The sequence below is a fragment of the Actinopolyspora alba genome (assembly GCF_900112765.1).
Lineage (GTDB): Bacteria > Actinomycetota > Actinomycetes > Mycobacteriales > Pseudonocardiaceae > Actinopolyspora > Actinopolyspora alba.
Window position 1 is genome coordinate 11,866 of the sequence record NZ_FOMZ01000017.1, and the last position, 18,294, is coordinate 30,159.

General features: G+C 69.2%; 19 protein-coding genes. 8 read left to right on the top strand and 11 right to left on the bottom strand.

Annotated elements, in window-relative coordinates; all coding sequences use genetic code 11:
- The first annotated feature begins 240 nt into the window (after positions 1 to 240).
- On the top strand, positions 241 to 1,152 hold the full coding sequence (locus tag BM150_RS21300; RefSeq protein WP_092929399.1) for a glycoside hydrolase family 16 protein: 912 nt from the start codon (positions 241 to 243) through the stop codon (positions 1,150 to 1,152).
- Positions 1,153 to 1,317: 165 nt separating this feature from the next.
- On the opposite strand, the gene BM150_RS21305 is transcribed toward BM150_RS21300, so the two are convergent.
- From BM150_RS21305 to BM150_RS21325, 5 genes are all read right to left on the bottom strand, one after another.
- Positions 1,318 to 1,905, bottom strand: coding sequence for a DUF4291 domain-containing protein (locus BM150_RS21305; RefSeq protein ID WP_092929401.1), 588 nt, complete (start codon positions 1,903 to 1,905; stop codon positions 1,318 to 1,320).
- A 248-nt stretch (positions 1,906 to 2,153) separates the two neighbouring features.
- Positions 2,154 to 3,617, bottom strand: coding sequence for a GntP family permease (locus tag BM150_RS21310; RefSeq protein ID WP_245755655.1), 1,464 nt, complete (start codon positions 3,615 to 3,617; stop codon positions 2,154 to 2,156).
- Positions 3,618 to 3,696: 79 nt separating this feature from the next.
- Positions 3,697 to 5,418 (bottom strand): IlvD/Edd family dehydratase, encoded by a 1,722-nt coding sequence (locus tag BM150_RS21315; protein WP_092929405.1) that lies wholly within the window; start codon positions 5,416 to 5,418, stop codon positions 3,697 to 3,699.
- Entirely contained in the window at positions 5,415 to 6,911 is a 1,497-nt protein-coding gene (locus BM150_RS21320) for an aldehyde dehydrogenase (NADP(+)) (RefSeq protein ID WP_092929407.1), read from the bottom strand. Before BM150_RS21320 ends, BM150_RS21315 begins: the two co-directional genes overlap by 4 nt.
- Positions 6,911 to 7,816 (bottom strand): fumarylacetoacetate hydrolase family protein, encoded by a 906-nt coding sequence (locus BM150_RS21325; protein ID WP_217641814.1) that lies wholly within the window; start codon positions 7,814 to 7,816, stop codon positions 6,911 to 6,913. Before BM150_RS21325 ends, BM150_RS21320 begins: the two co-directional genes overlap by 1 nt.
- A gap of 160 nt (positions 7,817 to 7,976) precedes the next feature.
- Here BM150_RS21325 and BM150_RS21330 point away from each other — a divergent pair, with 160 nt between their 5' ends.
- Together BM150_RS21330 and BM150_RS21335 are read left to right on the top strand one after the other, a co-directional pair.
- Positions 7,977 to 8,774 (top strand): IclR family transcriptional regulator, encoded by a 798-nt coding sequence (locus BM150_RS21330; protein ID WP_092929411.1) that lies wholly within the window; start codon positions 7,977 to 7,979, stop codon positions 8,772 to 8,774.
- A gap of 281 nt (positions 8,775 to 9,055) precedes the next feature.
- Positions 9,056 to 10,108 carry an NAD(P)H-dependent flavin oxidoreductase gene (locus BM150_RS21335; RefSeq protein WP_092929413.1) on the top strand — a complete coding sequence of 351 codons (1,053 nt, stop codon included), beginning with the start codon at positions 9,056 to 9,058 and terminating at the stop codon, positions 10,106 to 10,108.
- Between the two features lie 196 nt (positions 10,109 to 10,304).
- Here the strand turns inward: BM150_RS21335 and BM150_RS21340 are convergent, their stop codons facing one another.
- From BM150_RS21340 to BM150_RS21360, 4 genes are all read right to left on the bottom strand, one after another.
- Positions 10,305 to 10,847: an Imm1 family immunity protein gene (locus tag BM150_RS21340; RefSeq protein ID WP_165400674.1), complete on the bottom strand. Its 543-nt coding sequence runs from the start codon at positions 10,845 to 10,847 to the stop codon at positions 10,305 to 10,307.
- Positions 10,844 to 11,833 carry a DddA-like double-stranded DNA deaminase toxin gene (locus BM150_RS21345; protein WP_092929417.1) on the bottom strand — a complete coding sequence of 330 codons (990 nt, stop codon included), beginning with the start codon at positions 11,831 to 11,833 and terminating at the stop codon, positions 10,844 to 10,846. The genes BM150_RS21340 and BM150_RS21345 overlap by 4 nt, the downstream gene beginning before the upstream one ends.
- A 378-nt stretch (positions 11,834 to 12,211) precedes the next feature.
- Entirely contained in the window at positions 12,212 to 12,400 is a 189-nt protein-coding gene (locus BM150_RS21355) for a DUF397 domain-containing protein (protein WP_092929421.1), read from the bottom strand.
- Positions 12,397 to 13,245: a helix-turn-helix domain-containing protein gene (locus BM150_RS21360; protein WP_175496959.1), complete on the bottom strand. Its 849-nt coding sequence runs from the start codon at positions 13,243 to 13,245 to the stop codon at positions 12,397 to 12,399. The genes BM150_RS21355 and BM150_RS21360 overlap by 4 nt, the downstream gene beginning before the upstream one ends.
- 148 nt (positions 13,246 to 13,393) lie before the next feature.
- Here BM150_RS21360 and BM150_RS21365 point away from each other — a divergent pair, with 148 nt between their 5' ends.
- The 3 genes from BM150_RS21365 to BM150_RS21375 are packed head-to-tail and all read left to right on the top strand — an operon-like array spanning position 13,394 to position 14,339.
- Positions 13,394 to 13,651, top strand: a complete 258-nt coding sequence (locus tag BM150_RS21365; RefSeq protein ID WP_092929425.1) for an HC3 family zinc finger protein — start codon at positions 13,394 to 13,396, stop codon at positions 13,649 to 13,651.
- Entirely contained in the window at positions 13,648 to 13,893 is a 246-nt protein-coding gene (locus BM150_RS21370) for a hypothetical protein (RefSeq protein WP_092929427.1), read from the top strand. The genes BM150_RS21365 and BM150_RS21370 overlap by 4 nt, the downstream gene beginning before the upstream one ends.
- The gene (locus tag BM150_RS21375) at positions 13,893 to 14,339 is read left to right on the top strand and encodes a hypothetical protein (RefSeq protein ID WP_092929429.1); all 447 of its coding nucleotides are present in this window, start codon (positions 13,893 to 13,895) and stop codon (positions 14,337 to 14,339) included. The genes BM150_RS21370 and BM150_RS21375 overlap by 1 nt, the downstream gene beginning before the upstream one ends.
- Positions 14,340 to 14,630: 291 nt before the next feature.
- Here the strand turns inward: BM150_RS21375 and BM150_RS21380 are convergent, their stop codons facing one another.
- Both BM150_RS21380 and BM150_RS21385 read right to left on the bottom strand, forming a co-directional pair.
- Positions 14,631 to 15,266, bottom strand: a complete 636-nt coding sequence (locus BM150_RS21380; protein ID WP_217641815.1) for a class I SAM-dependent DNA methyltransferase — start codon at positions 15,264 to 15,266, stop codon at positions 14,631 to 14,633.
- A gap of 208 nt (positions 15,267 to 15,474) precedes the next feature.
- A complete protein-coding gene (locus BM150_RS21385) occupies positions 15,475 to 16,770 on the bottom strand; it encodes an MFS transporter (RefSeq protein WP_092929431.1) in 1,296 nt (431 codons plus the stop codon).
- Positions 16,771 to 16,985: 215 nt separating this feature from the next.
- Here BM150_RS21385 and BM150_RS21390 point away from each other — a divergent pair, with 215 nt between their 5' ends.
- Both BM150_RS21390 and BM150_RS24295 read left to right on the top strand, forming a co-directional pair.
- Positions 16,986 to 17,912 carry a LysR family transcriptional regulator gene (locus BM150_RS21390; protein WP_245755656.1) on the top strand — a complete coding sequence of 309 codons (927 nt, stop codon included), beginning with the start codon at positions 16,986 to 16,988 and terminating at the stop codon, positions 17,910 to 17,912.
- Positions 17,913 to 18,042: 130 nt separating this feature from the next.
- Positions 18,043 to 18,216 (top strand): hypothetical protein, encoded by a 174-nt coding sequence (locus BM150_RS24295; protein WP_175496954.1) that lies wholly within the window; start codon positions 18,043 to 18,045, stop codon positions 18,214 to 18,216.
- Positions 18,217 to 18,294: the final 78 nt, after the last annotated feature.

Consider the following 18,294-nt stretch of genomic DNA (forward strand, 5'->3'; position numbering starts at 1 on the left):
GGGAGGTACTCCCGGCCGGAACCGACCACCACGTACCGGCACCGCTTCGGGGAAAGAACGTCAAGTTCTCACACTCGCTCGTTCTCGGCCCCGTGAGCACGCCCGATCGTCGCCGCCCGATCGGCCTTCCGGCGCAACTTCGTGTTACTTGATCGATACCGTCTTTACCGTTCAACCTCTCCCCACCAGCATCGTTGTTCGGGTGCACCCGCTCCGTCACCCCAAGCGAGGAGAGTTTCGATGCCTGGACGAAGGAAGCAACTGGTCGGTGGCGCCGCTCTGGCGCTGACCGCCCTGTTGTCGGTATCCGCCACCAGCGCCGCCAGCCCGGCCGACTCCGCGGGCACGTCCGCGGTGACCTTCTTCGACGACTTCTCGGGCAACAACCTCGACCGCTCCAAGTGGAAGGTCCTCAAAACCGGCGAGAACTTCGGCACGGTCAACAACGAGCAGCAGGCCTACGTCGACTCCCCGGAGACCATCTACATCGACCACAACGTCGCCGGTGCCAGCGGCGGCACGCTCGCACTGCACCCCCGCTACCGGCCCGGCCACCAGGCGCCCGACGGCCGCAGCTACGACTTCATCTCCGGCCGGGTGAGCACGCAGGACCGCTTCGAGTTCACCTACGGCAGGTACGAGGCCCGCATCAAACTGCCGGAGAACGCCAACGCGGCCGGACTGTGGCCCGCATGGTGGTCGTTGGGCGCGAAGATCGACGAGGGCGAGCCCTGGCCCACCAACGGTGAGGTCGACGTGATGGAGAACGTCGGCGAGCCGTGGACCAGCGTCGCGCTGCACGGCCCCGAGTACCACGGCGACACCCCGGTCAACGCCAGCCAGTCCTTCCCCAACGGCGATCCGGGCGGCTGGCACACCTACCGTGCCGACTGGTGGAACGGCGGGTTCACCTTCTTCGTCGACGGCAGGCAGATCTACCGCATCACCAAGGCCGAGATCGAGCGGAACGGCTGGACCTGGGTCTACGACGATCCGCAGTACATGATCCTCAACTTCGCGCTCGGCGGCTCCTACCCGCAGGGCGTCAACGGGGTCACCCAGCCCTACCCGGGCCTCCCGCAGTCCACGGTGGACAAGGTCGCCTCGGGCAGCGCCCGCTACCTGATCGACTGGGTGCGGGTCTCCCAGTGAGTCACCCCGCCGCGCGGTCGGGAGCTCCTCTCCCGGCCGCGCGGGCCGCTCGTCGCGGTTACCGACCCCGGTCGTCCCGGTGCTCGGCCCGCGGGGTCTCTCCCACCGCGCGAGGTGGCGACCCAGATCGGGTGTCCCAACGACGCCGAGCGATTCCCCTGGTGTTCAGTCCCCGCCGATGACGGTGCGGATCCGTTCCGGCAGCGGGTACTCCCGCTCCACCGGCAGCCGCCGCCGCATCGCCTCGTGATCGCCGTCCCGATGGTGCCGGTGGAGCTCGCCCGCCAGCTCGGTGCGGTCGTGCACCGACACGATCCACTCGTCGACGTAGCGCCGCACCGCGTCACCGCCCAGCCCCACCTGGATCGCCCGCCGCTCGGTGGGGCGCATGGCGGTGTCGCGCTCGGGGTCCCACTGCACCCGCACCGGGCTCTCGGCCAGGTGGGCGCGCCAGTGCTCGTGGTCGCGGTAGCGCTTCGGGTCGAACGAGCTGGCGCAGGAGTGGGCCAGCGCCCACTCGAAACCCTCCCGCCGCAGCCGCACGGCCAGCACCCGCTCCTGGTCGGGTTTGGTGCCGAAGCCGCAGCGGTACATCATCCAAAGCAGCGAAGGCTTGATCCAGGTCATGCGGTCGCGCTTGAACGGTGCGACGAACGTTCCCGCCCGCAGCGCGGCGTCGGCGATCTCCGGGCGGTACGCCTGGTAGACGGTGACGGTCCGCTCGTCGAACTCGGCTCGCACGGTTCTGGTCATCGGTGAACGTCCTCGTGGCAGTGGTCGGGTCGGCGGAACCTGCCGCGGCCTCTCGCTCCGGCAGGACCGACGTCGAGCGAGTACTACACCACGTCGGTCCTTTCCGGCGAGTCGTTTCTCTCCCACGAGAACCGGGTCCGGCCCTGGTTCGTCCGGTTCGCGCCGGGTTTCTCGTGGTGCACCGAGCCCGGTGCACCATGCCCCCGACGAATCGACCGGCCGCGCCGTCCGGTGAGTCCGGACCGAGATCAGGCGAACGCGCTGATGAGCAGCACCAGGAGGAAACCGGTTCCGCCGACCAGCGTGGCCATCACGGTCCACGTCTTGAGCGTGGTGCTCACATCGAGGCCGAGGAAACGTCCCACCAGCCAGAACCCCGAGTCGTTGACGTGCGACAGCACCATCGAGCCGCACGCGATCGCCAGCACGAGCAGCGCCAGGTACAGCGAGGAGAGTCCGTCGACGGCAGCGACCGTCGGCGCGAGAAGCCCGGCGGTGGTGGTCAGCGCCACCGTGGCCGAACCCTGTGCCACGCGCAGCCCGGTCGCGATCACGAACGCGGCCACTATCAGGGGGAATCCGGCAGCGTTGAGCGTCTCGGCGAGGGCGTCGCCGATTCCGCTGGCCTGGAGCACGCTTCCGAACATCCCACCGGCGCCGGTGATGAGGATGATCGCGCACACCGGCCCGAGCGCTCCGTTGACGATCCGCTCCACGTTCGTCCGGGAGCGTCCGCGTCCGAACACGACGATGCTGACGATCGCGGTGGCCAGCAGCGCGATCGGTGTCTCCCCGAGCAGCAGCAGCGGACGCACCCACGCCGCGTCCGAGTCGACCGCTCCCACCGTTCGAAGTGTTTCCAACCCCGTGTGCAGGAAGATCATCACCAGCGGCAGCAGCAGTACCGCGAGGACGGTGCCGAATCGGGGTAGCGGAGCGGCCTCCTCCGAACCCGCCGCGTCCTGGTCCACTTCGGATGAAGCGCCCAGCACCGGCACCGGAACGTCGATACGGGGACCGATGAACTTGGAGAAGACGTACGAACCCACGTACCAGGACGGCACGGCCACGAGCAGACCGAGCAGCAGCACGAGGCCGACGTCGGCTCCGAGGAGCTCGGAAGCCGCCACCGGACCGGGATGCGGTGGGACCAGGGCGTGCATCGCCAGGAAACCCCCGGCCGTGGGGAGGGCGTACAGCAGCAACGAGCCGCCGAACCGTCGCGCCACGCTGAATACGATCGGGAGGAGCACCACGAAGGCGGCGTCGAAGAAGATGGGGAAACCGAACAGCAGGGAGGCGAGTCCCAGGGCGAGCGGAGCCCGTCGCGGGCCGAACCGGTTGATCAACGTGTCCGCCAGGACCCGTGCACCGCCGCTGATCTCCAGCAGCCGCCCGATCATGGCTCCCAGGCCGACCAGCAGCCCCACGTTCGCCAGCGTGTCGCCGAACCCGGTGAGCAGCGTGTCCACCAGTTCGTCGAAAGGTATCCGTGTCGCCAGTCCTACGAGCAGACTGACCAGTACCAACGAGATGAAGGCGTGCAGTTTGAACCGCACGATCAGTAACAGCAGCAGGGCCACCGCGGCGACCGCTATCGCCAGCAGCGGGATGATTCCGTAGACGGGCTCCGTCGTCGTTTCCACGGGAAGCTCCTCGATGCGGGTTTCCTCGAAACCGGTGGCGGCGCGCATCGCCGGAAGCGGTTTCAAAAGGGGAGGGGGATGCGGCGCGCGAGCCGCCGAGGGGCTCGCGCGCGGTTGAACGCGGGACGGGGGCGTCCCGGGACCGTCAGTGGGACTGCCGCGCCACCGTCGGGCCGCTGGAGCCGACCAGGAAGTCGAGATCACAGCCTTGGTCGGCCTGCAGGACGTGCTCGGTGTAGAGCTTCACCCAGCCGCGCTCCTCCTGCCGCGTGGTGGGTCGCCACTCGGAACGCCGACGGGCGAGTTCCTCATCGGGCACGTCGAGGTGCAGCCGACGGGAGGCCACGTCGAGTTCGATCCGGTCACCGGTCCGCACCAGCGCGAGCGGTCCGCCCACGGCGGACTCGGGGCAGACGTGCAGTATCACGGTCCCGTAGGCGGTTCCGCTCATGCGCGCGTCGGAGATGCGCACCATGTCGTCCACACCCCGCTCGGCGAGTTTGCGGGGAATGGTGAGGTTGCCGACCTCGGGCATTCCGGGGTAACCGCGTGGTCCGGAGTTCCGCAGCACGAGCACCGTGTCCGCGTCCACGTCCAGCTCGGGGTCGTCGACGACGGCGTCGTACTCCTCGATGCTGTCGAACACCAGCGCCCTGCCCCGGTGGTTCGCCAGCGCGGGGGAGACCGCGGACTGCTTGACGACCGCTCCGTTCGGGGCGAGGTTGCCGTGCAGCACCGCGGTCCCCGCGCCGAGGCCGAGCGGCTCCGCACGCGGGTGGATGACTTCGGTGCCGGGCACCCGCTCCCCGCCGGACGCAGCCTCGACGAGCCCGTGCCCGGTGACCGTGACCGCCCGTTCGTCCAGCAGATCGGTCAGCTCGGCCAGGACGGCGGGCAGCCCACCCGCGTAGTAGAAGTCCTCCATCAGGTACTCGCCCGAGGGCTGCAGGTTCGCCAACCACGGCACGTCACGACTGATCGCGTCCAGGTCGTCCAGCGTCAGCGGGAGCCCCACCCTGCCCGCGATGGCCAGCAGGTGGACCACGGCGTTGGTGGATCCGCCCAGCGCCGCGTTGGCGACCACCGCGTTGCGCATCGCGGGTTCGGTCACGACTCTGCTGAGCCGCAGGTCCTCACCGACCATCTCGACGATCCGCTGTCCGGCGCGTTGCGCGGTGGCGTAACGGCGGGAGTCCACGGCCGGTATCGCGGCGGACCCCGGGAGCGAGAGGCCCATAGCCTCGGTCAGGCAGGCCATGGTGGATGCGGTGCCCATCGTCATGCAGTGCCCGTTGCTCCGGGACATGCCCGACTCGGCGGCCAGGTAGTCCTGTTTGCTCATCCTGCCCGCGTTGACGTCCTGCGTGAACTGCCACACGGCCGTTCCCGAACCGATGTCGCAGCCTCGGAACTTGCCGTTGAGCATGGGGCCGCCCGTGACCACCAGGCTGGGCAGGTCCACGCTGGCCGCTCCCATGATCGACCCGGGGGTCGTCTTGTCGCACCCGGTCAGCAGCACCGTTCCGTCCACGGGGTTGCCGCGCAGCGACTCCTCCACGTCCATCGACAGCAGGTTTCGGAAGAGCATGGCCGTGGGGCGCAGCAGCGTCTCGCCGAGCGACATCGTCGGGAACTCGACGGGAAATCCGCCCGCCTGCCAGACTCCCTGCTTGACGCTCTCGGCCAGCCTTCGCAGGTGCGCGTTGCACGGTGTGAACTCCGAGAAGGTGTTGCAGATCCCGATGACCGGACGTCCGTCGAAGACCTCGTCGGTGAACCCCTGGGCCCGCATCCACGAGCGGTGGAGGAAACCGCCTCTGCCGCTCTCGCCGAACCAGTGCCTGCTGCGGTTGTCCTCGTCGTTCATAACGGCCTCCTGACCGGGGACGTGCTCCGCTCACCGTCGACGAGGCGGGGCAGCCCGAGCGGGTTGTGGTCCGCCAGTTCCTCCGGGAGCAGCGGTTGGGGAGTGGACTGGAAGCACACCGGGCGCAGGAACCGCCGCAGCGCCGTGGTGCCGACGGAGGTGTGCACCGACCCGGTGGTGGCGGGGTGGGGACCGCCGTGGTGCATGGCCGCCGTGACCGCGACCCCGGTCGGCCAGCCGTTGAACACCACCCGGCCGACGCGCTCGCGCAGCACTTCCAGCAGCGGAGGAACCACCTCGTTGTCCGGATCGGACGGTCGTTCGGCCTCGCAGTGGAGGGTGGCGGTGAGGTTTCCCGTGAACGCCTCGGCGGCCTCCCGCAGCTCCGCGAGGTTCTCGTAGGTCACCACGATCGAGGTGGGGCCGAAGCACTCGGTGAGCGCGGAGTCGGAATCGGCCAGCAGTTCCGGCACGGTGGTTTCGAGCAGTGTGGCGGGTACCCGCTCGTCCGCCGGGGCGCCGGTGGCCAGCACCCGCATTCCGGGGACGGTGGTCAACCGCTCGCGTTCGGATGCGTGCGCGTCCCTGATCCGCTCGTTGAGCATCGTGGCGGGAGCCGACCGCTCCACCGCGTCGACGATGCGCTGCCGTTCGCCGTGCCCCGAGGGCAGGAACAGCAGGCCGGGCTTGGTGCAGAACTGTCCCGCGCCGAGGGTGAAGGACGCCACGTACCCCTCGACGATCTCGGGGCCGCGTGCGCGCAGCGCGGCGGGGGTGACGAACGCGGGGTTGAGGCTGCCCAGCTCGCCGTAGAAAGGAATGGGGTCGGGCCTGGAGTTCGCCGCGTCCAGCAGTGCTTTTCCGCCCGCCTCCGAGCCGGTGAACGTGGCCGCTTTGACCCGCGGATCGGTCAACGCGCGCAGGCCGGCGTCTTGCCCGTGCACCACCGCGAGAGTGCCTTCGGGGGCGCCGGAGGCGCGGAGCGCTCCGGCGAGGAGCTCGCCGACCCGTTCGGACAGCCGTGGGTGTCCGGGGTGCGCTTTGACCACCACCGGACATCCCGCCGCCAGCGCCGAGGCGGTGTCACCGCCCGGGACGCTGAAGGCGAACGGGAAATTGCTCGCGGCGAACACCACGACCGGTCCGAGCGGCACGAGCATCCGCCGCAGGTCGGGCCTGCCGTTCTCGGTCGCCGTGTCGATGACGGGTTCCAGGTACCCGCCGTCCTCGAGTGCCGCGGCGAACATCCTGAGCTGTCCGCTGGATCTTCCCACCTCGCCGGTGAGGCGGGGGCGCGGCAGCGCCGTCTCGCTCTCGGCCAGCGAGACGAGCTCCTCGGTCGCGGCGTCCAGCGCGTCCGCCGCCGCCCGGAGCAGCAGGGCCCTTTCGGAGGGACGCAGCGCGGCGAGCGGTCCGGCCGCCTCGCGCGCGGCGTCGAGCGTTCGTTCGAGTGCGGGGAGGTCGGTTTCCTCCGGGATGGTGACCGTGGTCATCACGCCCTCGCTTTCGGCTGGTCGGGGGATTCGGTGAACCAGGAGGTGGTTTCCCGCCCCCGCACGACGTGGTTCGACAGCCTCGCCACCTCGTCGATCTCGATCTCGATCAGATCGTCGGGGGCCAGGGTGAAGTCGAGTTCCGGAATGATCCCGGTGCCGGTGGCCAGCACGGCACCGTCCGGGAAGTCGGTCTCGGCGAACAGCGCGTCCACCAGTTCCCGCGGGGTTCGGTGCAGCTTCGCGGTGGAGGTCTCCCCGCGCCACACCTCGTCCCCGTCCCGTCGCACGGTCATGCGGATGCGCAGGTCGGTGGGGTCCTCCACCTGCCAGATCGGCCTGATGCCCGCGCTGAGTCCGCAGCTGCCGTTGTAGACCTTGGCCTGCGGCAGGTAGAGCGGGTTCTCCCCTTCCAGGGAGCGTGAGCTCATGTCGTTGCACGCGGTCAGGCCGACGATCTCGCCGTGGTTGTTGACGACCAGCGCCAGTTCCGGCTCCGGGACGTTGAGCGGCGAGTCAGCGCGGATGGCGACGGGGTCGCCGTCCGTGACCACGCGCCACGCCGGTGCCTTGAAGAACAGCTCGGGCCGCTGCGCGTCGTAGACGTGCAGGTAGACGGTGCCCGCGTCGCTCTCCTCGACGCGCGCACCCCGAGACCGTTCGTAGGTCACGCCGCTCGCCCAGACCTCGGTGCGGCCGTCGATGGGAGGAAGCAGCCGAGCGCCCGATTCGGGCGTGGAGTCGGCGGAGGTGTCGCGCTCCAGGAGCTCGCGGAGCTCGGTCGCGGACAGGCGTAACAGTTCCGCGACGCTTTCCGCCGAGGGCAGGGGGTTGACGCGGTCTCCTTCGTGGCGGCCGACGCGGGCCGTGCCCGTCCCGGGATCCACGTAACGAACCAGGTGCACTGCGCCTCTCCTTGAGTTGTTTCGGGCGACCATCACTCGTAATGGTCAGTATGCTGAACGGTAGACAACATGCTGAACGATATGGGCCGCTGTGATCTGTGTCAATCCGAGGTGGGAAATAGGATGCGGCGCAGGGACCGGCTGAGGAGGAGCACGGATCGTGGAGAACGAATCGGGTCAGGGGGACGGCGACCGCTCTCTCGCGCCCGCGGTTACGCGTGCGGTGGCGGTTCTGGACATGCTCGCCGCGAACCGGGATGAGTCGTTCGGGCCGAGCGAGCTCGGCCGGAGGTTGGGGATCGCGAAGTCCTCCGTGTCCAACGTGTGCCACGCCCTCGCCCAGGGAGGGCTGCTGCGTCAGGTGGACGGGGAGTACTGCCTCGGCCAGCGGCTGGTGGAGTACGGCGAGGCGTATCTCGCGGGTGTCGACCTCGTCCAGCAGTTCCACGCCGCCTGCCTCGAGCTGGCCGAGGACGAGGAGGAGACCCTCCAGCTGGCCGTGCTCGACGGTTCCGACGTGGTCTACCTGGCACGCAGGGGTGGAGGCCACCCGATCAGGCTGGTCTCCGAAGTCGGTCGTCACCTGCCCGCGACGTGTACCGCGGTGGGCAAGGCGATGCTCGCCACGCTGAGCGAGCGCGAGCTGGCGGAACGGCTCGGTACGGACCAGGAGCTGCCCCGGCTGACCGCGAACAGCGTGCGCACCCGCGCCGAACTGGATCGGCAGCTTTCCGAGATCCGCGCCAGGGGCTACGCCGTCGACGACGAGGAAGCGGGCGAGGGCATATTCTGCCTGGCCGGCACGGTCTCGACCCGCAGCGGTACGACCGCCGCGGTCAGCGTCACCCTCCTCAAGGCCCGACACAGCCGGGAACGTGAACAACGACTCGTCGCATTGCTGCGAACGCTCGTGCGGGACCTGGCGGGGCGGCTCGGTTCCACCGGGGTGCGGGGTTAGCGGTATTCGGCGTCCCCGGCCGCCGCTCGGGAAGCGACGTCGAGCTCTCGCGCTCGTTGGCTACCGGGATTTCACCCCTGGTGTGTTGACGGCCGACAAGCCCGGCACGTTGTGCCGGATTTCATCCGCGCCGCTGTTGCGCGGCGGTTCCGGCTTTGTGACCGTGGATCTCGCCGGGCCGCACGGTCGTCGCCTCGCCTCAGCGGGTAGTCCCGTCGTCCGGCACGGTTCGCCGCTGGTGGGCCGGAACACGACTTCCTCGAGAACCAGGAGCGCACGCGGTGTTCGATTTCTCCGAGCTGCGGCTCCCCGTGATCGCCGCGCCGATGGCGGGCGGACCGTCCACACCGGAACTGGTCGCCGCCGTGGCATCGGCGGGCGGCACCGGTTTCCTGGCGGCGGGCTACAAGACCCCGGAAACCCTGCGGGAGCAGATCGAACGGCTGCGCGGCGATATCCCGGTCTTCGGCGTCAACCTGTTCGTGCCGGGGCCGCCGTCCGACCGCGCCGAGGAGGTGGCCGCCTACCTGGCTGAACTGCGCGGCGAGGCCGAGCGCTACGCCGCGAAACTGCCGCAGCCCGACCCGGCCGACCGCGACCGGTTCGAGGAGAAGCTCGACATGCTGGAACGCGAACCGGTCCCGATCGTCTCCTTCACGTTCGGTCCGCCGCCCGAGGAGTTGGTGCGGCGGCTGCACCGGGTGGGCACGCACGTGGTGGCCAGCGTCACCACGGTCGACGAGGCGCTGCACGCCGAGCGCAACGGTGCCGACACCCTCACGGTTCAGGGCACCGAAGCGGGCGGCCACCGCGCGACGTTCCACGTGGACACCCCGGACGACGAGGTGAGCACCATCGAACTGCTCGTGCGGGTGCGGGCGGCCACCGAGCTGCCGCTGCTCGCGGCCGGTGGGATCTCCGACGGCATCGACATCGCCAACGCGCTGCGGGCGGGGGCCACGGCGGTGCAGCTGGGCACCGCCTTCCTGCGCTGCCCCGAGGCCGGGACGAACGGGCCGCACAAGGACGCGCTGATCGACCCGCGCTTCGCCGAGACCACCGTGACCAGGGCGTTCTCGGGCAGGAACGCGCGCGGGCTGCGCAACCGGTTCATCGCCGAGCACGACGCCACCGCCCCGGCCTCCTACCCGGAGGTCAACCAGCTCACCAAACCGCTGCGCGCCGCCGCGGCAGCGCAGGCCGATCAGGACGGGTTGGCGCTGTGGGCGGGGACCGGCTACCGCGAAGTGAGTGATGACCCGGCCGGGCGAATCGCCACTCGGCTGTGGGAGGAGGCCGGGAGCCCGGTTCCCGGCGATTTCGCGAGAAATTGACGGTTCCCTCCGGGCCGGGGTGGCTACCGGGGACGCCGTCATGGGCCGTGGTGTTTGGTGGTCAGCGGAAGCGGTTGGTCTTGAGGGCGGTGCGGTTCTTGGTGGCGCGGAGAGCCGCGCCGTGGGCTAGGTGAAGTCGGCGCACGCGCCGATCCAGGTAGGAAGCAGCTGATCACCGCCGCCAAGCTCATCGGGGCTACGCGGCGTTGCGCAGCATGGCTCGGTATTGGTGTGCGTCTACGTACAGCCGGCCGAGATCGTCACCGTCCGAGGACCACAGGATGCATTCGGGCCGCTCACCTGTTCCACGGCGGCAGAACTCGCGGATCGCGGCTTCCACGTGGTCGAGTGGGATGGTGTAGGCGGGGTGGAACCAGCGTGGGTATCCCGGGTCACCGATGACTGCGGGGTCCCGGGGAGGACGCGGGTTGACCGAGACCCACCGGTGGCCGTAAAGGGAGTCGGCCACTTGGCGCTCTTCGGTGTGTGTCCAGGTCAGCGCGCCGAAGCCGGTGCGTGGATTCGTCGCGATCTGCAGGTAGTTGTCCGGCCACCAGTCGAAGGTATCCGCATCGTGACGAGCGGTGGCGAAGCTGAAGTAGGCATCTTCGCCGGGGGCCATCGCTTCCCACGGGGTGCCCGGGTCCAGGTCGTACAGGACCTTGTTGATCAGCGCTTCGACCTGCTGGGGGGACTCACCGTAGTGGTAGGTCCCGTGGATCACCGCGTTCAAGATCATTGTGGGGCCACTCCCTTCAAGGGCCATTCTCGCTGAGAGACGGCGGAGACGACAGTCATGGTGACCTCTCGGGGCAGCAGCGCCCGCACGGCACGCTGACATCCCAGCGGTGGCCCGCAGACGTAGGGATGATTGATGACGACGGTCATGTGCGTGATGGTGCTTCCGCGTTCTCGCTGCTGACGCAGCCACATGGCCAGCTTCGTCTCGGCATGATCGGTGCTGTCGATCTTGCTGCCCGGCGGAGAAACCGGAGGGAACTGCTTGGACTTGGTCAAGAAGTCCTGGGCAGCATAACCGAGTTCCTGCTCGGTAGAGCTTGATAGCGACATGATTTCGTTGCCGTGATCATCGAAGGCGATAGCCCGGGTCGGACTGTAGTTGTTCGAGGGCGGGATGCGCTTACCGACAGCAGCGAGCCATTGGGGGCTGCCGAACTCGGGGGTGGACTCGTGCGGCTGGTCGGGCTGCGCTGTGTTCTCCGACGAGGGTGTGGCGACCATCGGTGGGCTCGCCTCGTCATCGCTGGGGACTCCGGCGGTCTCGGCTCCGGGGGCACCGATGCTGGTCATGTAGGTGCGGATGGTCTTGTCGACCGAAACGAGTGTTTGGCTGGTCTCGGTCGTGGTGGACCAGGCTTCGCGGTAGGCCGGGATGCCGGCCGACAGGTCGGGGTGGGTGTGCTCGTCGACGACGGCGGCCAGGGTCTGGCCGCTTTCGCCGATCCGGTGGCGGGCTCGGGCGAGAGCGGTCTGGCTTTCGGCGAGTTTGGTCAGCACCAGGGCCAGCTGTTCGCCGAGCTTTTCGAGGCTGCTCACGGTGCCTGCCTGTGTTTCCGTCTCGGCGCGAGTGAAGGGTGTGGCTTGCCTGCCGGTGGCACGCTCGTCCGCGGCGCTCGCGGTAGTGATCGCGGGCAGAGGCAGCCCGGCGACCGGCGGTTGTGCGGCACGTCTGGCGCCGAACTCGCTGTGGGTCTCGGTCTCCATTCCCCACGCGTCTCCGGTAACACGCCGCCGGGAAGGATTGTCACCGCGCGGCCTCCTGCGGTGTGGCTGGCGGCTTCGGTAAGGACGCACTGTGCGCGGTGGAGCGCCTCATCCTGCTCCGGGGCGGACCCGGGATCCTTGCCCCCGTCGCTGCGGGCCACGTCCTGGGTGCGACTGACGGTTTGTTCGGCCTGCGCGCGGATCGTGGGGAGAGTGGGGAGCTGTTGCATGGCGCGACGGTAGCGTCGCCGACCGACAGCGAGTGCTCTTCAGCGGACGAACCCGTCGCGGAAGACCTTCTTTCCGGTCAAAACGTGGCCGACCGAAAGGACCGTCCCGGTGCGCGCGCACTTTCCGGGACGGTCTGAACGGCTGAGCTCAGTCGAAGCGGTTGATTTTGAGGGCGGTGATGAAGGCTGTCCACTGTGTTCGGGTGGTGGTGAGGTGTCCGGCTGCGCGGTTCTTGGTGTCGCGGACGGCCGCGCCGTCGGCTAACCGCCCGACCTCGACGCAGTTGTCGGTGTTAGTGCTGCGGGTTGACTTGCGCCAGCTGTGCGGTGTGGTCATTGTGTGCTCTCCGTTCCGTTGATGGCGTCTCCGATGAGCTCTGTGGATTCGATCTGGCTCATGGAGACTTCGCATACCCTGTCCAGGGCGTCCAGATACGCTTGAATTTCATCGCTTTCGTGCAGGAACAATGCCGAGACCCGGTTTTCCAGATGAACGATAGGGGAGCGGGTTCCGTCGAATTCGGCAAGTGAGAACGGACCTTCGAGTCCCGGGTGCCAGCCGCATCTGGTGGGTATCACCCGTAGTTCGACGTTGTCGAGTTCGGCGTATTTGAGCAGCGCCCGTAGCTGATCGACCATGATCTCGCTGTCGCCGATCAACTGGTTGAGCACGCCTTCACCGATGAACGCACGCAGGTGTGCCGGGGTTTTGCGGACAATGGCGTCGTGTCGTCCGATCCGCACGGCGACTCGGGTGTCGATCTCGGAGGCGGGGACTCCGCCGGTCGTCATGATCGCTCGTGCGTAATCGGCCGTCTGCAACAAGCCCGGGATGAGCAGTGGTGAGACTGTCGTGATCCGACTCGCCTCCCGTTCGATCTCCAGCAGGGTCGCCAGTTGCCGGTGCTGCTCGGGCATTCCCACGGACAACCAGTGCGAACCGTCCGGATCTCTGGCCAGGTCAGCCAGTTGTTCGCGCTGCTCGGCGGTCCCACCCACGGTGGTGAGGTAGGCGGTCACGTCCTCGGGCTTCGGCGCCCGTTGTCCACTTTCCCAGCGGGAAACCGTCGCGTGCGAGGTTTCGAGCAGCTCTGCCAGTTGCCGTAGACCCATTCCCGCCGCTTCACGCGCGGAACGCAACTCGGCGCCGAGTGCACGCGCTTTCGGGGTGGTACCAGCCATGCACCACAGCATAACCAGCTGAACTCGGCGTTTGAAGATCACCTGATCAGGGCATTGCGGCAAATTGGTGCCCTAAAACAATCTGGTACAGAACCAAACGCACCACTGGTACCGGTGTGGTGCTGATCAGAGTAAGGAGTGATCGCTCGTGTCGCATCCGTTCGTGTGGGTGCCGGGTGGTGGTGCTCGGCATGCGAGTGGGGATGTGGTGCCGCTGCCGGGGGTGGAGTTTCCGGAGGGTGTGGTGGTGTCGACGTTGTGCGGTGCCGAGGTGTCGGCGGAGACGGGTGAGGTGGCGTGGTTGTGGGGCACGTGTCGCGACTGCGACGAGCGGACTCGGGAGCTGGTCGGGTTGGAGTCGTTGGCCGAGGTCGAGCGGCGCGCCGGAAGGGTGGTGCGGTCGTGACCGGTGAGCGGGCGAGGTTGGTGATCGCGCTGCGGCACGAGCGGTGGGTGCTGGAGCGGGTGGCCTACGACTTGGCTGGTGGTCGGGCTACGGCGCGGCAGTGCGCGGAGACGGCGGTGGTGCTGGAGCGGGTGGCGCGGCAGCTGCGGGAGCACGCGGCGGCGGTCTCGTTCGGTGGTGGGCCCGTGGATGGTGTGGTCGATGCGGGTGTGCTGGGTGATGAGGGTGGTGGTGCCCGGTGATGGTGGGTTCGGTGTGGCCGGTGGGTGCCGCGTTGGTGTTGGCCGGGGTAACGGTGGTGTTGCGGTGCTGGTCGCGGCGGGGCGCCTGGCGTCCGCGCCATGCCGGGGGCAGTGGTCCGGCGGCACGCGGGTTGGCGGCGTTGCGATTGCGGCCGTATTTCCGGGAGGAGCGGCCCACGGTGGAGTTGATCGGGTGGCCGCTGGTTGATCCGGATGAGCAGCCGCACCTGTTCGCCCCGGCGGTGCCGGGGCCGGTGGCGCCGTCGGTGGTTCCCGCTGCTGCCGAGGCTGGTGCGGCGGCTGGTACCGCGACCGGTACCGGACTTGCTGCCGGGGCCGGGGAGCCCTGGAGTGTCGAGCCGGGGCCCGGGAGCGTGGCCGAGCATCCGGACCTGGTCGTCATGGGCCGGGTGCTGGCCGGGTTGCGGCGGCTCCAGAGGCCCTGAACCCCTCCGAGCTCCGGCATCGCCGCCTTGGCGCGGCCCGCGGTCATGGTCCGGGTGTCCCGACCAGCCCCCGACACAGTGGCGGGACACCCGGGCCGCCCCGACCTGGACCTCGTCAATTTCTCGAGAAATCGACGCGAGGGATGCCGGGGCGCCTGGCCTCGGCGGGCGTCAATTTCTCGAGAAATCGCCGGGAGGGTGGCGGGGAGAGCGGCGCTGGAAGAGGACCGGGACCTTGGAAGAGGGCTGGGACCTTGGAAGAGGACTGGGATCTCGGAAGACGACGAGATTCTAGGGCTTGCGGGCGAGCAGCAGCTGGTGCTGCTCGGTCTCGGCACCGCTCCGTCCGGTGGGGACGAACGGTTCCGAGCTGTCCCGCAGCACCTCCAGGCCCGCCCGCTCCAGCAGCCGCGGCCACTCCTCGGCGGCGAAGCTGGTGGCGTGGATCGGGTACCCCAGAAAGCGCACCACCCGCTGCTCGATGTCGCCGGGCACCGTCAGCAGCGCGAACACGCCACCCGGCGCGAGCCAGCCCCGCACCCGCTCCAGCATGGTGCGGATCTCCGCGCGCGACAGCGTCAGGAACGAGAAGAACGCCACCACCGCGTGCAGCGACCCCGGCGGAAAGTCCCGGTCGCGGATGTCGGTGAGCTCGAACCGCGCCCCCGGCACCCGCTGTCGAGCCAGCTCGATCATGGTGGCCGAGACGTCCAGGCCGGTCACCTCGAACCCCGCGCCGGACAGCCGCTCCGAGACCGGGCGGCCGGTGCCGCTGCCCAGGTCCAGCACCTCGTCACCGGGCCGCAGCCGCGCCAGCAGCTCGTGCAGCCCCTGCCACACCAGCGGCGCCTCGTGGAACGCCGCCTCGTAGTCGGCCCCGAGCTCGTCGAACACCTCGGCCGGGTCCAGCACACCGTCCGAATCCACGTCGACTCCAAGGTGTAGGCGACGGTTACCGCCTTCGATGCTGCGGCGAAACCGACGCCGCGTCCCGCAGAAACGCCGGAACCGACGGAGAACGCGGCGGTAACTCGCTGCTCCGAGAGTTCGCGGGGAGCCCCGGTGAACACCGGCGACTCCCCGCGTCCGAATCAGCTCCGCAGGTCGTACCCGCTCCGCGACGGTGCCGCGCTCGTCAACTCCTGGCCCCGGCCACGGACTCGTTCGAGCCCGCCCGTTCCGAGGCCGTGACCTCGGCCGAATCCTCGGCGTGCGAGGCGGGCCGCGCCGCGATCGCCACCGCGAGCGCACCCAGCGCGCCGATGGCCGCGAAGGCGTAGAAGCCCCACGGGTAGGCGATACCGGCCGTGAGCAGCGCACCACCGATCAGCGGGCCGCTGATCGCGCCGATGCGCCCCACACCGGTGGTCCAGCCCAGCCCGGTGGCCCTGCTGTCCACCGGGTAGCTGCGCCCCACGAACGCGTAGACCAGCACCTGGGCGCTGAACACGAAGAACCCGGCGAAGAACACCGCCGCGTAGAGCCCGAAGGCGGGCAGCCGGACGCTGAGCAGCGCCAGCATCACGGCGGCCGCGCCGAACCAGGCGACCGTGGAGCCCTTCACGCCCGCCTTGTCCGCCACGCGACCGGCCACGACCAGGCCGACCACCGCACCGGCGTTGAGCGTCAGCAGCAGCCCCAACGAGGTCCCCAGCGGGTACCCGGCGCTGCGCATGATCTCCGGCAGCCAGGTGTTGAGCCCGTACACCAGGATCAGCCCCAGGAACGAGGTGATCCAGAAGGCCAGCGTGGAGCGGGCCATGCCGTCGCGGAACAGCAGCGTGATGCTCTGCCGCGCCGAGGCGCCGTGCGACTCGGTGGACTTCGCCGCCTTGGCCCGGAAGACCTCGGACTCGGGCAGGTAGCGCCACATCAGCGGCACCAGCACCACGGCGGGCAGCGCCCCCGCCACGAACATGGCGTGCCACCCGAGGTTCGGGATCAGCGCGATGCCCAGCAGCGCGGTCAGCACCGCGCCCACGTGATAGCCCGTCATGATCGTGGTGGTGGCGCTGCTGCGCCACGAGCCCCGCGCGTACTCGGTGGTCAGCGTGATCGCGGTCGGCAGGCAGCCACCCAGTCCCAGCCCGGCCAGGAACCGCAGCAGCCCGAACACGAACACCGAGGGAGCCACCGCGCACAGCAGCGTGAACAGCGAGAAGGTGGTCACCGCCACCAGCAGCACCTTGCGGCGCCCGATCAGGTCCGTGACCGTTCCGATCGTCAGCGCGCCGACCATCATGCCGATCAGCCCGACCGTGGAGACCACCGACGCGCTCGCTGGCGTCAGCCCCCACACGTCGTTCTCGAGCATCACGGGCAGCACCGATCCGAGCACCACCAGATCGAAGCCGTCCAGCAGCACCGCCGCCCAACACAACGGCAGCACCCAAGCGGCGCCCGCGCGGCTCGTCGTCTCAACACCCGACACAGCACTCTCCTAGCTGGGTTGGACGTGGTTGGAAGTTCCGGCCGGTCACACCGTCGCCCCGCCCGGTCGGCGTCGCGTGGTCGCGGCGTCGCGCGGCGTGTCCTCGGGTCCGAACGGGATGGTGACCGTCGGGTAGCAGCCTGACTTTGACGTAAGTCATATGTCCAATACCATCTCGTGACGGTAGTCATACGATCAAAATATGCGGAACGGCTGTGCTGCGACGGATGGCGGAAGTGGAACTACGACACCTGCGGTATTTCGTGACCATCGCGGAGGAGCAGAGCCTCACCCGCGCGGCAGCGCGATTGCACATCGCGCAACCTCCGTTGAGCGCGCAGCTGCGCAAGCTCGAAACGGAGCTGGGAACCACCCTCGTGCACCGCACCGCGCGCGGCGCGCAGCTCACCGAGGCGGGCAAGGTGCTGCTGGAGGAGGCGCGGCGCATCCTGCACGAGGTGGAACAGGCGGGCCGGATGACCCGGGAGGTGGGCAGCGGGCTGGTGGGCAGGCTGGCGCTCGGGTTCATCCCCTCCGCGTCGAACGCGGTGCTGCCGCCCATGCTGCGCCGGTTCAAGGCCGAGTACCCCGACGTGACGCTGCACCTGCAGGAGATGCGTCCCGACGAGATCGTGGACCGGTTGCACGACCGGCGGATCGACGCCGGGCTGTTCTACCTCCCGTTCGAGGACCCCGCGCTGCACGTCCGACCGGTGGCCGAGGAGTCGCTGCTGCTCGCGCTGCCCGCCACGCACCGGCTGACCGACCGGGAGCGGGTGCGGCTCGACGAGGTCTCCGACGAACCGTTCATCCTGCCCGCCCGCCACGGCAGCATGCCGGGGCTTTACGCGATCGTGGTCGAGGCCTGCGAACGCGCCGGTTTCACCCCTCGGGTGGTGCAGCGCGACGTCTGGCTGATGCAGACCATCGTCGGGCTCGTGGCCGGTGGCATGGGGGTGGCGGTGGTGCCCGCCTCGATGCGCAGCCTGCAGCGCGCCGGTGCCGTATTCCTGACGCTGAGCGACGTCGGGGAGCGGGCCCAGACCGCGATCTCGTGGCGGCGCGGCAGCACACCGCCGGTGCTGCGGTCCTTCCTGGACATCGTCACGGGATCGTCCAGCGGGGTCGGCCCCGACGAGTAGCTCCCCAGGCGAGTAGCTCCCGAAGAGGTTTCGCGACCGCGGTTTTCCCGAGGTTGCGACGCTGCTCCGATCGGCTCGTGTTCCCGCCGTGCTGTGGACCACGGTGGGAACACGACCTATACGTCGTGCCATGCGTGCCGACTGGCGGGTGGAGTTCACCGGGCGAATCCTGCTGCTCGGCCACGGCCGCGACGGTTGGTGGACCGGGACGAGTCTGGACATCCAACAGGCGCGTTCCCCGGTGCCGTGGCAGAACGCCACCACGCTGCAGGTCGCGACTTCGGCGCTCGGTGCGCTGCGCTGAAACGCCGCGCCGGTTCGGAGACCCTCCCGCCCGCCGTACCCCGATTCCGGATCGGACACTCCCGCACGGCACGGGTTC

Bases quoted from the DNA above. Each gene is read 5' to 3' on its own strand.
- BM150_RS21300 (WP_092929399.1), top strand. From the start codon at position 241: ATGCCTGGACGAAGGAAGCAACTGGTCGGTGGCGCCGCTCTGGCGCTG.
- BM150_RS21305 (WP_092929401.1), bottom strand. From the start codon at position 1,905: ATGACCAGAACCGTGCGAGCCGAGTTCGACGAGCGGACCGTCACCGTC.
- BM150_RS21315 (WP_092929405.1), bottom strand. From the start codon at position 5,418: ATGAACGACGAGGACAACCGCAGCAGGCACTGGTTCGGCGAGAGCGGC.
- BM150_RS21320 (WP_092929407.1), bottom strand. From the start codon at position 6,911: ATGACCACGGTCACCATCCCGGAGGAAACCGACCTCCCCGCACTCGAA.
- BM150_RS21340 (WP_165400674.1), bottom strand. From the start codon at position 10,847: ATGATCTTGAACGCGGTGATCCACGGGACCTACCACTACGGTGAGTCC.
- BM150_RS21345 (WP_092929417.1), bottom strand. From the start codon at position 11,833: ATGGAGACCGAGACCCACAGCGAGTTCGGCGCCAGACGTGCCGCACAA.
- BM150_RS21355 (WP_092929421.1), bottom strand. From the start codon at position 12,400: ATGACCACACCGCACAGCTGGCGCAAGTCAACCCGCAGCACTAACACC.
- BM150_RS21360 (WP_175496959.1), bottom strand. From the start codon at position 13,245: ATGGCTGGTACCACCCCGAAAGCGCGTGCACTCGGCGCCGAGTTGCGT.
- BM150_RS21375 (WP_092929429.1), top strand. From the start codon at position 13,893: ATGGTGGGTTCGGTGTGGCCGGTGGGTGCCGCGTTGGTGTTGGCCGGG.
- BM150_RS24295 (WP_175496954.1), top strand. From the start codon at position 18,043: ATGCGTGCCGACTGGCGGGTGGAGTTCACCGGGCGAATCCTGCTGCTC.